The following is a 14,364-nucleotide window of genomic DNA, read 5'->3' as shown; positions in this document are numbered from 1 at the left end:
CTGGAAGTCGAGCAGGTGTTCAAGGTCGGGGATGACGTCGCACTGGTGGCGCCGATCTCTTCCGACACGCCCAGTCGCACAGTCGCTCAATGCAAGGCCCAGGGTGGGCTGACCCTGGTGCACCTGTTCGAGAGCACCCGCTTCGTCCCCATCGGCAACACGCCGGTGACGCTGCAAGCCATCGCCCAGGACGGCACGCCCATTGGCGCGCCGCTGCACCGCACCATCGGCCCCAGCGGCATGCTTGAAGTGCCCGAATGTACTCGCGACCAGCAGTACCGAGTCACTTTCTACCCCAATGTCTCCAAAGATCACGTCAAGGCGCTGTATGCGTCCTACCAGTCGGTGATTGCCGGGCTGGAAGCGGACCTGCGCAAGCAATGGCACGAGCGCTTCGAGCCTCAATGGGCAGACTTTGCCAAAGCCCTACCCTTCAAGCGCAGCGCGAAACAGGGCGCGGCCTTTGCAAGCGGGATTGGCCAGGCGTTTTACAACCTGTGGGACAACATCACCGAGCTGTACGACCTGTTGGCGAACCTCAAGTCCAACAGCGAGAAGCTGCTGCAGTACCTCTCCCAAGCCGAACTCGATGAACTGCTGAAACTGGGCAAGGACACACTCGCCCAGGGCTTGCTGGTGCTCAGTGATGAGCCGCTGTTGTTTATCTATTTGTCGGCGATGGTCAGCTGGATACGCCTGCTGCCGCCGCCCGAGATGTACGAACTGTTGGGTGAGATCACCGGCGAAGTCTTGATCAACCTGCTGCTGCTATGGGCTACGCGGGGGATGGGGGTGCAGCTTCGGTTGGGGGCTCAGGTGTTGAGTTCTATTAAATCCGGCCGGGCGCGGGCGTTACTGGAGTTGCTGGCCAGGCAGGTGCCTGGGCCTGGGTTGGGGCCGCATGTGGAGACGGCAAAGCCGTTGCTGCTGGGCAGTGCGGCGACGCCGGTCAAGGCGGTGCCGGTGGCGCCGTTGCAGGCTGGCGAGCATCTGGTTTCGAACCCGGTGCCGATGGTGCGCAGCAAGGCGCAGCGTACGGCGTTGGTGCGCCAGGAGTCGGTGGACGATGTGCCTGCCGTGGCGTCGAATCCGAAGGGCGATGCAGCGGCACCTCGGCACACCGCAGGAACTCACCACGCCCGACGGTGAAATCGTCTGGTCCGCGCACCACCGCGCATACGGCGAAATCAGCCGCCTCGACGTCGGCAAAATCGACAACCCTCTACGTTTCCAAGGCCAGTACTACGACCAGGAAAGCGGCCTGCACTACAACCGGCATCGCTACTACCACCCGAATATCGGTCGTTACCTGACGCCAGATCCGGTGAAGCTGGCGGGTGGGATCAATGGGTACCAGTACGTGCCCAATCCTACTGGGTGGGTAGATCCGCTGGATTAAGTTCTTGTCCGGAGTCCGCTGAATGCAGACCAGCTTATAAAGCCCAAAGTCCTTTTGATTCCGCTAGAGTTGACTCTGGTGAGCCACGAACTCCCGAGCCGCGGCTGACAGCTAGACAGGCCAGGATTGAGGAACTTACCGAGGCCAATGCGAAGCGTCGAATCCTGGAGTACGAAGAAAAGTACGACATGCATATGGTCGGCAAGCACGGCCCGGAGGTAGAGAATCACAAGGTAGAAAAGCGATCGTTTGATGGAACAGACCCAATAACGGGGAGAACGCCAATAAATAGAAGGGGGGGTCCCGAGTTCGCAATTTAACAGTTGGAAGTTTCAGCTTCAGGCATGGACAAAAGCCACCTCGCGGACAGAGCGGGGGCTACCGCGCTACACCGGCGTTGATGACAGCAGAAACGATATTGTACGTTTAGAATTACCAGGAGCTGGACGAGGCTACAGGCCAAACAGAAGAGACCCAACCAACCCAACCTTTAACCCATCCATGAATGCTGTAGAAATGAAATTTCGAGAAGACGGCACACCTTTCACCTTATTCCCCATTAAGGAATGACAACAAATGTTATATCACCCCGGCTCCGACACCGTCCCATTCGACGCCAGCCTTTATTATTTCGTGGGAGTTTTTGATATTTATGACAGGGAAGAAACCAAGGGGAAAGAACTCGCTCGCTATAACCCGAATAACAGTAAAGACAGAGAAAATCTCATACTAAAATATTGCTTAGACCCATACAAAAGACTCTCCTATCGACACAGATACAAATTAATAGAAAGCCTATCCTTCGTCTTGAACACCGTGAATTTCAACTTCAAATCTTACTTTGATGACGATCCAGACAAATACACTACGATGGCCTGGGATGAAACAGAAATAGTCGACCTTCGAGGTTTCTTCGCCGACATCTACCGACTCGCCAATGAAGTCTGGAAAGACGACCTCCAAAAAGCCAGCCGCGAAGACCAATCAACTTGGTAACCCACCGCCTGTGGCGAGCGAGCAAACTCCCTCGCCACAAGTGCATGATCTACTTCAACGCTTGGCCAACTCCATAATCATCCGACTCAACAAATAAACCCGAGGCGCCACACTCTCCACCTCGGCATATTCCTCAGGCGTGTGAATATTGCCGCCCACGATCCCAAACCCATCCAGCGTCGGCGTCCCTACCCCGGCCGACAAGCTTGCATCCGCCGCGCCGCCGCTGCCTTCGATGGTCAGGGTTTTGCCCAGCTCCCCGTAGATGCCCTGGGCAATCGCGACGAGTTTGTCCGATTCCGCCGTTTGCGGCATTGGCGGCAGCCCGCGTTGCAGGCTGGTCTTCACTTCCGTTTCGGGGATCAGTTTGTCCGCTGAAATCCGCGCCAGGTCTTTCTCGATGCGGTCGAACTCTTCCGGCAACGCGGCGCGCACATCGGCCTTGGCGGTGGCCTGGTCGGGGATGACATTGGTGCGGTCGCCGGCCTTGAGCACGGTGAAGTTGATGGTGGTTTTCTTTTCTTCGTCCCCCAGCTTGCCCAGTTGCAGGATCTGGTGCGCGACTTCCATGGCGGCATTGCGCCCCAATTCGGGAGCGACGCCGGCGTGGGCGGCTTTGCCTTTGACTTCGACCACCGCGGTGGCGCTGCCTTTGCGCCAGACCACCAGGCCGTCGGCTGGGCGGCCCGGTTCCAGGTTGAGGGTCACGTCATGGCCCTTGGCGGTGGTGCGGATCAGTTCGGACGCGGCGTCGGAGCCGGTCTCTTCGCTGGCATCGAGCAGGAAGGTGATCTGCGCATAGTCCTTGAAACCCTGGTTTTTCAGGACTTTCAGCGCGTAGATGCCGGCGACGATGCCACCTTTGTCGTCCATTACCCCAGGGCCATAGGCACGGCCATCCTTGATATGGAACGGACGCTCGGCGGCCGAGCCTTCCTTGAACACGGTATCCATATGCGCCATCAGCAGGATCTTGGCCTTGCCGGTACCCTTGAGGGTGGCAACCACATGGCTGCTGTTGGCGGCCTTGTCCGGCACCAGTTGGATACTGAAACCCAGCTGTTTCAATTCATCTACGGCAATATCGCGCACTTGGGTCAGGCCGGGCTCGTAGCCGGAGCCGGAGTCGATATTCACCAGGCGTTCCAACAGTTTCAGGGCCTGGTCCTTGTACTGTTCGGCATCCGCCTGGATTTGTTTGTGCGGTTCGGCACTGTAGGCCGGCAGGGCGAAGGACAAGGCCAGGGTGGCGGCCAGAAGGGTACGGGGGAAGGTGAAGAGCATGAACCGGTCCTTGTTTTTGTTGAAGGGGTGCCATCACACCCTACCCCACTAAACGGACCGCAACCAAGCCCCCTGCAGTGAGTTGACGCGGTTGCGCCCGCTGCTTTTGGCTTCGTACAAGGCACGGTCGGCATCGTTGAGCCAACTGACGGAGTCGACATGGCCGGGGTGATACAGCGCCAGGCCGATGCTCAAGCTGGCACGCAGGGTCGGGTCCTGGGCGTACGCCAAAGCGTTGAAACGATCACGCAGGGCGTCCATCACCTCAGTGGCGCGGTTGAGCGGCATGTCCGGCAGGATCACGCAGAACTCATCGCCGCCGTAGCGCCCGGCAAGGTCGGTGCCGCGCAGGTTCTGGCGCAAGACCTTGCTCAACTGGCGCAAAACGATATCACCGGTGAGATGGCCATAGGTGTCGTTGATGAGTTTGAAGTGGTCGATATCGATCAGCGCAATGGCCGCTCCCGACGGGCCACGGCGGCAACGCTGGAACTCGAGTTCCAGATGGTCTTTCCAGGCACCGTGGTTGAGCAGGCCCGACAGGCTGTCGGTGCGGCTCAAGGCCAGCAGTTCACGCTTGTGCCGCGCCAGTGTCACCGCCTGGCGGTAGCAGATCCAGCCCAGGGCCAGGGGGTACAGCATCAGGATCGGCAGGCAGGCGTACAACTGGACCTGGGTGGTCACGGCAATAACGGCCGGCGCGAATATCAAAAGCGCCGTGGCGATACCCAGGGCCTGGGCCACCCACCCCGCCAGCATGAAGCGCGGCCCACCGATGGCGACATTGTTCATGCTCATCATCGACAAGGTGGTGACGCTGGGCAGCGGATTGAAGTGCATCGCGCCGACCCAGAACCCGCCGCAGAAGGAGTCGAACAACAGGTTGCGGCGCTCACTGCGCAACGCATGGGCGGCACGCAACGACGCTTGAAATGCCAGGTGCGGCCAGGCAAACGCGTTGATCAGCATCCAGGCCCACACCCATGGGGACGGGTTCAGCGGATACATCGCAAACGCCACGCACACAAAGCCGAGCGTCATACCCAGGAGACGGGATTTGTACAAGCGCGAAGCGAGCGGAAGTCCATTTCCTCCGACGGCTGGCATGATAGGGGCATCCTGGGTCAATGCCTGAAGTCTATCAGGGTAAAGTCAAAACGCCACTACTGCTTGCAGGCTAATGCATCAGTGCGAAAAGCCACGTGCCAGCATCAACGCCACGCCGAGCAACATCACCGCCGTGATCCGCTGCAGCAGCACGCGCCGCCGGGGGTTTTCCAGCACGTGCTTGATGCGCTGGCCGAAATAGCAGTACAGGCAACCGCTGGCAAATTGCAGCAGCAGAAAGGTCAGGCCGAGGATGGCGATATCCGCCGCCGAGCTGTGCTCACCCGCCCCGGCAAACTGCGGGAACACGGCGCTGAACATGATGATGGTCTTGGGATTGGAAAAGCCGGTCAGCAAACCCTTGCCGAACAGACTGCGCGAGCCCTCCACGGCGCCAGCCTTGTCGATCGACACGCCGCTGCTGGTCCACTGCTTGTAGGCCAGGTAAAGGATGTAGGCCACGCCGACAAACTGGATGGCCTGGGTAATCGCGAGGTTGCCCTTGATCAGCTCGGAAAAGCCCACGGCAAAGATCAGGATCGAAATCAGGTACGACACACTGGCGCCGATCTGCGCCGGGATCGAACTGCGCAGGCCGTCCTTCAAGCCCAGGCTCAACAACAGCAGGGTCATGGGGCCGGGACTGAAGGTCATGGTGGCGCAGAACAACAGGAAGTAGAGAAAAGAAGACAGCGTTAACGCACTTGTCATGGTCCGGGACCTTGAATGGAGAGAACGGCAACAACGGGGCGGGCACCACAGGCGCACGCCCCTGGATGACATCAGGCGACGGCGATTTCGGTCGTCAGGGATTCGCGGTACATCAAGGCCAGGTCGGCCAGGGCAGCCTTGGCGGTCTGGTTGCGGGTTTCAAACGCCACCAGGCCTTTCCAGTTGGTTTCGACAATGGCTTGCATGACGTCGGCGTAGTCACAGTTGCCGTCGTGAATGCCGAAATGCTGGTCTTGCACGCCGTTGTTGTTGCTGAAGGAAATGCCCTTGATCAAGTGGTGATACTTGCGCACCACGGCCGCCGGCAGGCCGTTTTCGATATTGGCGTGGCCGGCATCGAGGAAGAAATACACGTTGTCGTGGGCTTGCAGGCGCTCGAACACGAACGGGTATTCCGCCTCATGGGTAAAGATGTAGTGGAAGGGGCGATAGTTGACGTAGTTGGACAGGTTTTCCAGGTAGATGTCCGTGCCCTTGGCCGCGGCGTAACTGGCCAGTTCCTGAACTGATTTGAGGTAATGCTCCAGCGCCACCTTCTTGGCCTTGAGCACCATTTTCGGCTCGACGATGCAGCCACCGTGAATGATCAGCGGCGCGCCCAGGCGACTGGCGATATCGATCTCCTGCTTGACATAGGCCACCGCGGCCACGCGGAACGCCTCGACGTCACTGCCCAGCGGCGCCTTGAAGTTGCCATGGAAGACCGGCTTGACGCCGCTGGCGGCGATCTGCGCCTGCAGGCTTTCGATGCGCGCATCGGTCCAATCGTCGACCATTTCGCCGAACAGGCTGCCGTCCACATACCAGTGGGTGCACTGCCCTTCGATGGCGGCTTGCAGGCCCTGTTCCGCGGCCAGGTATTTCTGGTGGGCCACACCGGTGCAGAACGGCACGGCGGGGTTGATCAGTTTACTTTCCATGGAGCGATTCCTTTCGTTGATGGAGGGTCAGGCGGGTACAGCGTCAGCGAGTTCGATGGCCATGAAATCGGCCTTGGTCACACCGCAATCGGGGCATGTCCAGTCTTCAGGCACCTCTTCCCAAGGGGTGCCGGCGGGAATTCCGTCCTCCGGAATGCCCAATTCTTCTACGTACATAAAACCGCAGGGTGCACACATATAAGTCTTCATGAGAATGCAAAATCCATTGCTCGCGTATAGGAAATTTCGCCAACTCCTGGCGAGATGGCGCGCAGTCTAGGGGAATGGCATTGCGCCAGGCAGGTAAAGTGATGCCTAATCCGGCCTGACTTCACCGGTAAAATCACCGGCAAACATAAGGACGTTTCATGTTGGTATCCGCCATCGCCTTTGTGGAAGGCACACCCAAGGTCCAGCAGATCGTGGAAGCGTTCAGCCAGGCCATCGAGGCCGGTGAATGGGCGCCCGGCAGCAAGTTGCCGTCGGTACGCGAGTTGACCGAACTTCTCGGTGTCAGCAAGTTCACCCTCAATGAGGCCCTGGACCGTCTGCGCGGGCGCAACCTGCTCACCTCCAGCCAGGGCCGTGGCTATTTCGTGGCGATGGACAGCGCGCGCCCGGCGTCGGTGACCTGGGTCGACCTGCTGCCCCAGGACCTGCTCAGCGTGTTGCGCCGGCCCCTGGTCACCGCCAGTGGTGAACTGCGTCCCGGTGGCGGGCACTTGCCGGAGGACTGGCTGAACGGCGAAGCGATCCGCCAGGCCATGCGCAGCGTGGTGCGCGCGCCGTCGCTGCGCATCGCCGGGCTGGGCACGCCGGCCGGGCTGTTGCCGTTGCGCCAGGCGCTGCAGCAGAAACTCCACAGCGAAGGCCTGTCGGTGCCGGTGGAACAGATCATCACCACACCCAACACCGTGCAGGGCCTGGACATGCTCATGCGCCTGCTGGTACGGCCCGGCGACACGGTGCTGCTGGACGCGCCGTGCTACTTCAACTTCCACGCCAACCTGGCCCTGCATGGCGTCAAGGTGGTGACGCTCGAACGCCGCCCCGACGGCTTCGACTTCACCGCCCTCGAACACCTTCTGGCCGAACACCGGCCCAGCCTGTACCTGACCACCAGCGTGTTGCATAACCCCACAGGCCATTCCTTCAGCCCCGGCCAGGCGTTTCGCCTGCTGCAACTGACCCAGCAGTATCACTGCCATATCGTCGAGGATGACCTCTACGGCGACCTGCACCCCAATCCGCCGCCGCGCCTGGCCGCCGTCGCCGGGCTGGACCAGGTCACCTACCTGTCGGGGTTCTCGAAGATCCTCAGCGCCAATACCCGCGTCAGCTACGTGGTGGCCGCGCCGCAACTGGCCGCCAACCTGACCAACATGAAGTTGATGAGCGGCGGCGTGACCTCGGAGCTGTTCGAGCAGATCGTGTACCGCATGCTCAGTGAAGGCAGCTACGCCAAACACCGCAAGCGCATGGTCCAGCGCCTGATGGAAGCCGGTGGGCGCGTCGAGCAATGGCTCAAGCGCTGCGGCTGCGAACTGCCGATGGCCTTCGAAGGCGGCATGTTTATCTGGGCGCGCCTGCCGCCGGGCGTCAACGGCGAACTGCTGGCCCAGCAAGCCCTGAAGCGCAGCATGGTGCTGGCGCCGGGCGTGCTGTTTGGCTATGACCCGGCTCACCGGGACTTGATGCGTTTCAATGTGGCCCATAGTGATGAGCCACGGGCGCAGCGGGTGTTCGAGGCGCTGCTGCGGCATCGGCTTGCGCAGGCATGAAAAGCCTCAACTGACGATATCACTGCGCTGCAATTGACCCTCTACGCTAAGCACGAAATTCGGCTCATTCGGCGCAGCGCAGATCTCCAGGCTACTCATTTTCAGCACTGGGTTATAAGTCAACATAGCTTCACCCATGGCGCCGGAAAATGCGTCGACGAAGGTCAGTTGCGCAATCCCCAGCGAGGCTCTGACGCCCGAGACATCGACCCTGTCTTCGCCGCTGACAAAATCCATGATCCGGTCGGGTGCGGCCTGGGTCGAATCGCTGGCGCGCCCATATGCAAACAGGTCCTTGCCCTTGCCGCCCCACAGCGTGTCGGCCCCCTCTGCCCCATATAACCAGTCATCGCCCTCTCCGCCCTTGAGCTCGTTGGCCACCTCGTTACCCACCATCAAATCGTTGCCGGAGCCGCCGATGGCATTTTCGATCATCGCGCCGTAGGCAATCGACACATTCCCCTTGAGGCCACCGACGTCAGAGAAGGTCCCCTCCCGCAGGCTGATTCGCTGAAGCTGCGTGTAGCCGGAGAAGTCCAGGGTGTCATTGCCGCCACCGTCCCAAATGGCCGCTACCATTTTATCCTTGGCAGTGTTGACGCTCAGGAAGTCGCGGTCCGAATTGGAGTTGAAGCCGTAGGTGGTGTCGTCCTTGCGGGTGTCGTGGTTGGCGCCGTACTTGCGTTGATAGGCACTGATATCGTCAAGCTGCGGCGCCGAAGCGCGCATGCCCGCATGATTCATATAGCCGGTGCGCTCGCCCCGGTAACTCATGGCGCTGTGACTCTGCGAGTCCTCGTGATAGCCCACTTGTTCTTTAGTCAGCGTCCTGTCGTAGTCGCCCGTATGGGCTAGCCCCAGGGCATGCCCCAGTTCATGGACGATGGTATAGCGCCCCGCATTTCCCAATGCGGCGTCAACCACAGAGGTGTTGCCTTTGCTGACCGCAAACCAGATATCACCGCTGCTGGCAACACCTGGCGCGGGCAACACGGCATAGCTCGTATCGTTGTAAAGCTGACCTTTACCATTGATTCTCTGGCCGAAGTTTCCAAGGGTGATGTGCCCTTCGCTGGCTGCCGTTCTCGGCCCCTCGGTAAACCTGACATTCGCAACGTCTGCAATGCTCTGCATGCTGAGCCGGGTCTGCTGGCGCTGGTTCTCCAGGATATGGGTGAACCCGGTTTTACCCAACTGCCTCGCGTTCTTGTCAACGGGCGGGGTACGAAATTCGTAGGTCACGTCATAGCGGCCATCACCGTTCTTGTCCGGCCACCCCGGGCTCTTTCGCCAGAGGTGCGAGGCCGCATCCTCGGCAGATTTGGAGGGCAAGCCGTTATGGCGGATGTCACCGCCGCGATCATCTCGATGCCGGAAGGCTTCGATAAGCCGCAACGCATCACTGGGGAGAGAGGCAACAGTTTTCATACGCACACTCCTATCTGGCTGGGGTTCCATCTTGAGCGCCCCCAACTCGACAAACTGCACGTTGCTTCGCCCTCTTGTATAGGCGCTTACGGAAACTGGCTCGGGCATCGACCACCGAAGCTGTAGGCGACCTCCTTACGCCCACCACGAAATCAGGCGCAATGGTCGTTATGCGCTTTAAATCTGTTTTTTTTAACGATTGGATCCCCACCCTTTTGTCAGGCTGTACTAGCATAGGGTTCGGCGGGCAGCACTAACATTGCAGGTTATTCCCATTGGCTAGCCTCTTAATCCCCGTCGTTATAAGACCCAATACCTGCACCCGAAACTCATGGACGAATTGATGAACTCACACCTGTTCCCACATATAGGCAAGGTCATCGCCAGCACCGGCAGTCGCCACTTCCCACGTATGCTGCATGACCTGATCCTTACCCAACTGGCAGTGGACGCCACGCACATCACACAACTGCGAGTGAATGCCGCCGGCCACACCCGCCGCAGGATCAGCCCGGTCTATACCGACTCGGCGGTGGCGTTGGGCGAAGAGCAACCGGCCGCCCAACTGCACCTCACCCGCCGTAAAGACGATGTGCGGTATGTGTTGTCGGTGTACCGCTCGCACCAGTCCGAAACCTTCTCGGCGCAAGAGCGCAGCATGCTGCAGGACTTCTCCACGCTGCTGCTGCCCATGGTAGAAAACCACATCAGCGCGATCCAGCCATGCCCCCCTGGCAGTACGCCGCAGGAACCACAAAACCAGGGCATCGAAACCTTGCGCCGCCGCATTCAGGAGCGCCTGGTGCAATCGGGGTTAACGCTGTCCAACCGTGAACTGGAAGTCTGCGTAGGCCTGCTGGCCGGGCGCACCGCGCCGGAGTTGGCCGAACAGTTGGCGCTGAAGGTCAACACCATCGAGAGCTACCTCAAGCGCGCGGCGATCAAGCTGGGCATCAGCGGGCGGCATTCGTTGTTGCGGTGGATGTATGCCACCGAAGACAACACCAGTCTCTGAGCTGACATCGGTAAAAATGTGGGAGGGGGCTTGCTCCCGATGGCGGTGTGGCAGCTTGCCTATGCATTGACTGACACACTGCCATCGGGGGCAAGCCCCCTCCCACATTTGTTACTCATTGGATGAAAAGGATCAATCCCGAGCCAGTGCCTCGATCGGGTCCAGCCGCGCCGCATTGCGCGCCGGCATTCGTTGTTGCGGTGGATGTGCTCCACCGAAGACAACACCAGTCTCTAAGTCGACATCGATAAAAATGTGGGAGGGGGCTTGCTCCCGATAGCGGTGTGGCAGCTTGACTATGCATTGACTGACACACTGCCATCGGGGGCAAGCCCCCTCCCACATTTGTTACTGATTGGATGAAAAGGATCAATCCCGAGCCAATGCCTCAATGGGATCCAGCCGCGCCGCATTGCGCGCCGGCACAAAGCCGAACACGATGCCGATCAGCGTCGAGCAGGCAAACGCGGTGATGATCGAGCCCAGGGAAAACACCATTTCCCACTCCTTCACGAACAGCGAAAACACATAGCCGATGGCATAGGACAGCGAGATCCCGATAATCCCGCCGATCAGACACACCATCACCGCCTCCACCAGAAACTGCTGGCGGATATCCGATTGCCGCGCCCCTACCGCCATGCGAATGCCAATCTCGCGGGTGCGTTCGGTGACCGACACCAGCATGATATTCATCACCCCGATGCCACCCACCAGCAATGAAATCACCGCGATCAATGACAACAGCAGCGCCAGCGAGCGGCTGGTTTTCTGCACCGTCTGCATGATGCTGTCGAGGTTGTTGGTGAAGAAGTCCTTGGTGCCGTGGCGTTGCAGCATGAGCTTATTGACGTTGTCCTCCACCACCTTGCTCGGCTGGCCGTCCTTGATGCGCACGGTGATGCTGTCCAGATGGCGCTGGCCCAACAGGCGTCCCGCCGCCGTTTCATACGGCACCCACACGTTCAGCGCCTTGCTGGCGGCGAACAGGTTCTTGTTGTCCGCCGTCACCCCGATCACCGTGCACGGCAGGTTGCCGACCAGGATCACCTGGCCCAGGGGGTCGACGTTCGCCCCGAACAGGCGATGCCGGGTGTTGTGGTCGATCACCACCACCTGTGCCTGACGCCGTGCATCACTTTCGCTGAAGGCGATACCGGCTTCGAGCTTTACGCCCTTGACCTTGAAGTAGCGGTCGCTGACGCCGTTGACCTGTGCATCCACATCGATATTGCCAAAACGCAGCAACAGATTGCGCCCCACCACCGGGGTGGCGCTGTCGACGTAATACAGCTGGTTCAACGCGTCCACATCCGCAGGCATCAAGGTCTCGATGGCGGAGGCGCGGCTGTCACCGAAACTGGTACCGGAAAAGATATCGATGGTGTTACTGCCGATGGCCTGGATGTCCTTGAGCACATAACGCTTGGCGCCCTCGCCGATGGCCGAGATCGACACCACCGAGGTGATGCCGATGACAATGCCGAGCATGGTCAGCAAGGTGCGCATGCGATGGGAAATCAGCGCGACCCAGGCCATGTTGAACGCTTCCTTGAACAACCCCAGGCTCGCCACCAGGCGCCGTGCGCCGCTGCGCCGGGGCTCAAGCGGCGCTTCGCCGGGCAGCTCCAGGCCGGCACTGTCGTTGGCCTTGTCGCTGACGATCTCGCCGTCGCACACCTCGACGATACGCTGGGCATTGGCCGCCACCTTGGGGTCGTGGGTGACGATGATCACCGTGTGCCCGGCCGCGTGCAGCTCGGCGAGGATGCGCATCACCTCCTTGCCGCTGTGGGTGTCGAGGGCGCCGGTGGGTTCGTCGGCGAGGATCACCTCGCCGCCATTCATCAAGGCCCGGGCGATACTCACGCGCTGCTGCTGCCCACCGGACAACTGGCTCGGCCGATGGGTGATATGCCCCGACAGGCCCAGGCGCGCGAGCAACTCCCGCGCGCGGCTGTGGCGCTGGCTTTCCGGGACGCCGGCATAGATCGCCGGCATTTCCACGTTGTGCAAGGCACTCAGGTGCGCCAGCAGGTGGTAGCGCTGGAAGATAAACCCGAAGTAATCGCGGCGCAGTTCCGCCAGTTGCTCATCGCCCAGGGAACGGGTTTCGATGCCGTTGATTTTGTAGCTGCCGGCGGTGGCGTAATCCAGGCCGCCGAGGATGTTCATCAGCGTCGATTTACCCGAACCCGAGGCGCCGATGATCGCCAGCATTTCCCCGGCGTAAATGGTCAGGTCGATGCCCTTGAGCGCGATGAATTCGCGCTCGCCGGCCATGAAACTGCGGGTGATGCCCTTGAGCTCCAGCAGAGGTTGAGTCATGGCTCAATTCCCCGCCACGGCAGGCGAGGCGTCGCCAATCACCACCTTGTCGCCCTCGACCAGGCCGTCGAGGATCTGCACCTTGACGTTGTTGTTGATACCGGTCTTCACCTCACGCACCTGTGCCCTGCCCTTGGCATCCAACACCCGCACTGCATAGCCGCCCTCGGCATTGCGCGCGCCCAGCGCCGCCACCGGCACCATCAGCGCAGCCTCGGCGGTGTCGAACACGATACGCACCTGGGCGGTCATGGCGATGCGCAGGCGGTGGTCGGGGTTGGGCACATCGAACAGGGCGTTATAGAACACCGCCGTATTCTGCTTGGGCGTGCCGGCGGTCTGGGTTTCCAGAAAATTCTGCGGTGCCGGTTCAGTGCCACGCAGCTTGGCGTAATAGCGTTTGTCGGCCTCACCGAGAATGGTGAAATACACCTGCTGGCCGGGGCTGATATGAATCACATCCGCTTCCGACACCTGGGCCTTGACAGTCATGGTGTCCAGGTCGGCCAGCTTGAGCAGCACCGGCGCCAGCTGGTTGGCGATAACGGTCTGGCCTTCCTGGGTAACGATGCCCACCACATCGCCGTCGATGGGCGCATTGATGCGGGTGTAGGCCAGGTTGACCTTGGCCGTGTCGATCTGGATGTGCGCACTTTTGATCTGCGCATCCAACGACAACAGATTGGCCTGCTGCACCTGAAAGGTCGACTCGGCGTCCTCGAAATCCTGGCGCGACACCGACTCATCGGCCTGCAAGCCCTTGTAGCGCTCATACACCGACCTGGCCTGCTTGACCTGCGCCGCCGTGGCGCGGCGTTGAGCCTGCAGATTCTCCTCATCGACCTGGGCCTTGCGCAGGGTGTTCTGCAGGATCAGCGGATCGATTTCAGCCAGCCACTGGCCTTTCTTGACCTTGTCACCGACCTTGACCTTGAGCGACTTCAACTGACCGGAAACCTGCGCACCCACATCGACCTGCTTGACGCCTTCCAACAGGCCGGTGGCGAGGACGGCGTTTTCGATATCGCCGCGTTCAACCGTGGCCGTGAGATATTGAGGCGCATCGGCCGGCGCCTTGACGGTGTAGATAACCAATCCGACGGCAATGGCCAGCACTGCGAATATGCCGATTTTGCGTAACTTAGACATTTGCATAAATGACCATAAAGTTGGGCTTTTTGATTGAGCATGGAAATCCACACAACGCCGCAGCAACCAACGCTAACCACGATGCGCAGCGAGTCGCTCTTGATCTTGATCTTGATCTGGCTTTTGATCTAAGGCGCCCCGTCAAACCACGCTGGCCGAACGCAGGCTTGAATCCGTGGGCAACCCGGCAGGACGCCGGGTTAGCCGCACTGGGCCATGGATGGC

12 protein-coding genes and 2 pseudogenes are annotated in these 14,364 nt (G+C 60.2%); 6 read left to right on the top strand and 8 right to left on the bottom strand.

What is annotated here, in order from left to right; all coding sequences use genetic code 11:
• From BFQ04_RS30195 to BFQ04_RS25735, 3 genes and pseudogenes are all read left to right on the top strand, one after another.
• Positions 1 to 1,134: pseudogene (locus tag BFQ04_RS30195) on the top strand (type IV secretion protein Rhs); the annotation flags it as partial.
• Complete coding sequence (locus BFQ04_RS30190; protein ID WP_371914542.1) at positions 1,067 to 1,399, top strand: RHS repeat-associated core domain-containing protein; 333 nt, start codon at positions 1,067 to 1,069, stop codon at positions 1,397 to 1,399. The pseudogene BFQ04_RS30195 and the gene BFQ04_RS30190, both read left to right, overlap by 68 nt.
• Before the next feature lie 576 nt (positions 1,400 to 1,975).
• A complete protein-coding gene (locus tag BFQ04_RS25735; protein ID WP_065953204.1) occupies positions 1,976 to 2,395 on the top strand; it encodes a hypothetical protein in 420 nt (139 codons plus the stop codon).
• A gap of 54 nt (positions 2,396 to 2,449) precedes the next feature.
• Here the strand turns inward: BFQ04_RS25735 and BFQ04_RS25730 are convergent, their stop codons facing one another.
• The 5 genes from BFQ04_RS25730 to BFQ04_RS25710 form a co-directional block, all read right to left on the bottom strand.
• Positions 2,450 to 3,679, bottom strand: coding sequence for a M20/M25/M40 family metallo-hydrolase (locus tag BFQ04_RS25730; RefSeq protein ID WP_065953203.1), 1,230 nt, complete (start codon positions 3,677 to 3,679; stop codon positions 2,450 to 2,452).
• A gap of 48 nt (positions 3,680 to 3,727) precedes the next feature.
• Entirely contained in the window at positions 3,728 to 4,786 is a 1,059-nt protein-coding gene (locus BFQ04_RS25725) for a diguanylate cyclase (RefSeq protein WP_065953202.1), read from the bottom strand.
• A 78-nt stretch (positions 4,787 to 4,864) separates the two neighbouring features.
• Positions 4,865 to 5,497: a LysE family translocator gene (locus BFQ04_RS25720; protein ID WP_065953201.1), complete on the bottom strand. Its 633-nt coding sequence runs from the start codon at positions 5,495 to 5,497 to the stop codon at positions 4,865 to 4,867.
• Between the two features lie 71 nt (positions 5,498 to 5,568).
• Entirely contained in the window at positions 5,569 to 6,438 is an 870-nt protein-coding gene (locus tag BFQ04_RS25715) for a sugar phosphate isomerase/epimerase family protein (protein ID WP_065953200.1), read from the bottom strand.
• 27 nt (positions 6,439 to 6,465) lie between these two features.
• Positions 6,466 to 6,648 carry a rubredoxin gene (locus BFQ04_RS25710; RefSeq protein ID WP_057721870.1) on the bottom strand — a complete coding sequence of 61 codons (183 nt, stop codon included), beginning with the start codon at positions 6,646 to 6,648 and terminating at the stop codon, positions 6,466 to 6,468.
• Between the two features lie 158 nt (positions 6,649 to 6,806).
• On the opposite strand from BFQ04_RS25710, the gene BFQ04_RS25705 reads away from it, so the two are divergent.
• Positions 6,807 to 8,219 carry an aminotransferase-like domain-containing protein gene (locus BFQ04_RS25705; protein ID WP_065953199.1) on the top strand — a complete coding sequence of 471 codons (1,413 nt, stop codon included), beginning with the start codon at positions 6,807 to 6,809 and terminating at the stop codon, positions 8,217 to 8,219.
• A 6-nt stretch (positions 8,220 to 8,225) separates the two neighbouring features.
• On the opposite strand, the gene BFQ04_RS25700 is transcribed toward BFQ04_RS25705, so the two are convergent.
• Complete coding sequence (locus BFQ04_RS25700) at positions 8,226 to 9,647, bottom strand: serralysin family metalloprotease (protein ID WP_065953198.1); 1,422 nt, start codon at positions 9,645 to 9,647, stop codon at positions 8,226 to 8,228.
• 343 nt (positions 9,648 to 9,990) lie between these two features.
• Here BFQ04_RS25700 and BFQ04_RS25695 point away from each other — a divergent pair, with 343 nt between their 5' ends.
• Entirely contained in the window at positions 9,991 to 10,662 is a 672-nt protein-coding gene (locus tag BFQ04_RS25695; RefSeq protein ID WP_175413320.1) for a response regulator transcription factor, read from the top strand.
• Positions 10,663 to 11,031: 369 nt separating this feature from the next.
• On the opposite strand, the gene BFQ04_RS25690 is transcribed toward BFQ04_RS25695, so the two are convergent.
• Together BFQ04_RS25690 and macA are read right to left on the bottom strand one after the other, a co-directional pair.
• A complete protein-coding gene (locus BFQ04_RS25690) occupies positions 11,032 to 12,990 on the bottom strand; it encodes a MacB family efflux pump subunit (RefSeq protein ID WP_065953196.1) in 1,959 nt (652 codons plus the stop codon).
• 3 nt (positions 12,991 to 12,993) lie between these two features.
• Complete coding sequence (macA, locus tag BFQ04_RS25685; protein WP_065953195.1) at positions 12,994 to 14,145, bottom strand: macrolide transporter subunit MacA; 1,152 nt, start codon at positions 14,143 to 14,145, stop codon at positions 12,994 to 12,996.
• 2 nt (positions 14,146 to 14,147) lie between these two features.
• Here macA and BFQ04_RS29855 point away from each other — a divergent pair.
• Positions 14,148 to 14,364, top strand: a pseudogene (locus BFQ04_RS29855) (hypothetical protein); the annotation flags it as partial.

The sequence above is a fragment of the Pseudomonas sp. 37 R 15 genome (assembly GCF_900004865.1).
GTDB lineage: Bacteria > Pseudomonadota > Gammaproteobacteria > Pseudomonadales > Pseudomonadaceae > Aquipseudomonas > Aquipseudomonas fluorescens_AM.
Note: the sequence above shows the minus strand (reverse complement) of the source record. Positions and strands in the feature narration are given on the sequence as shown.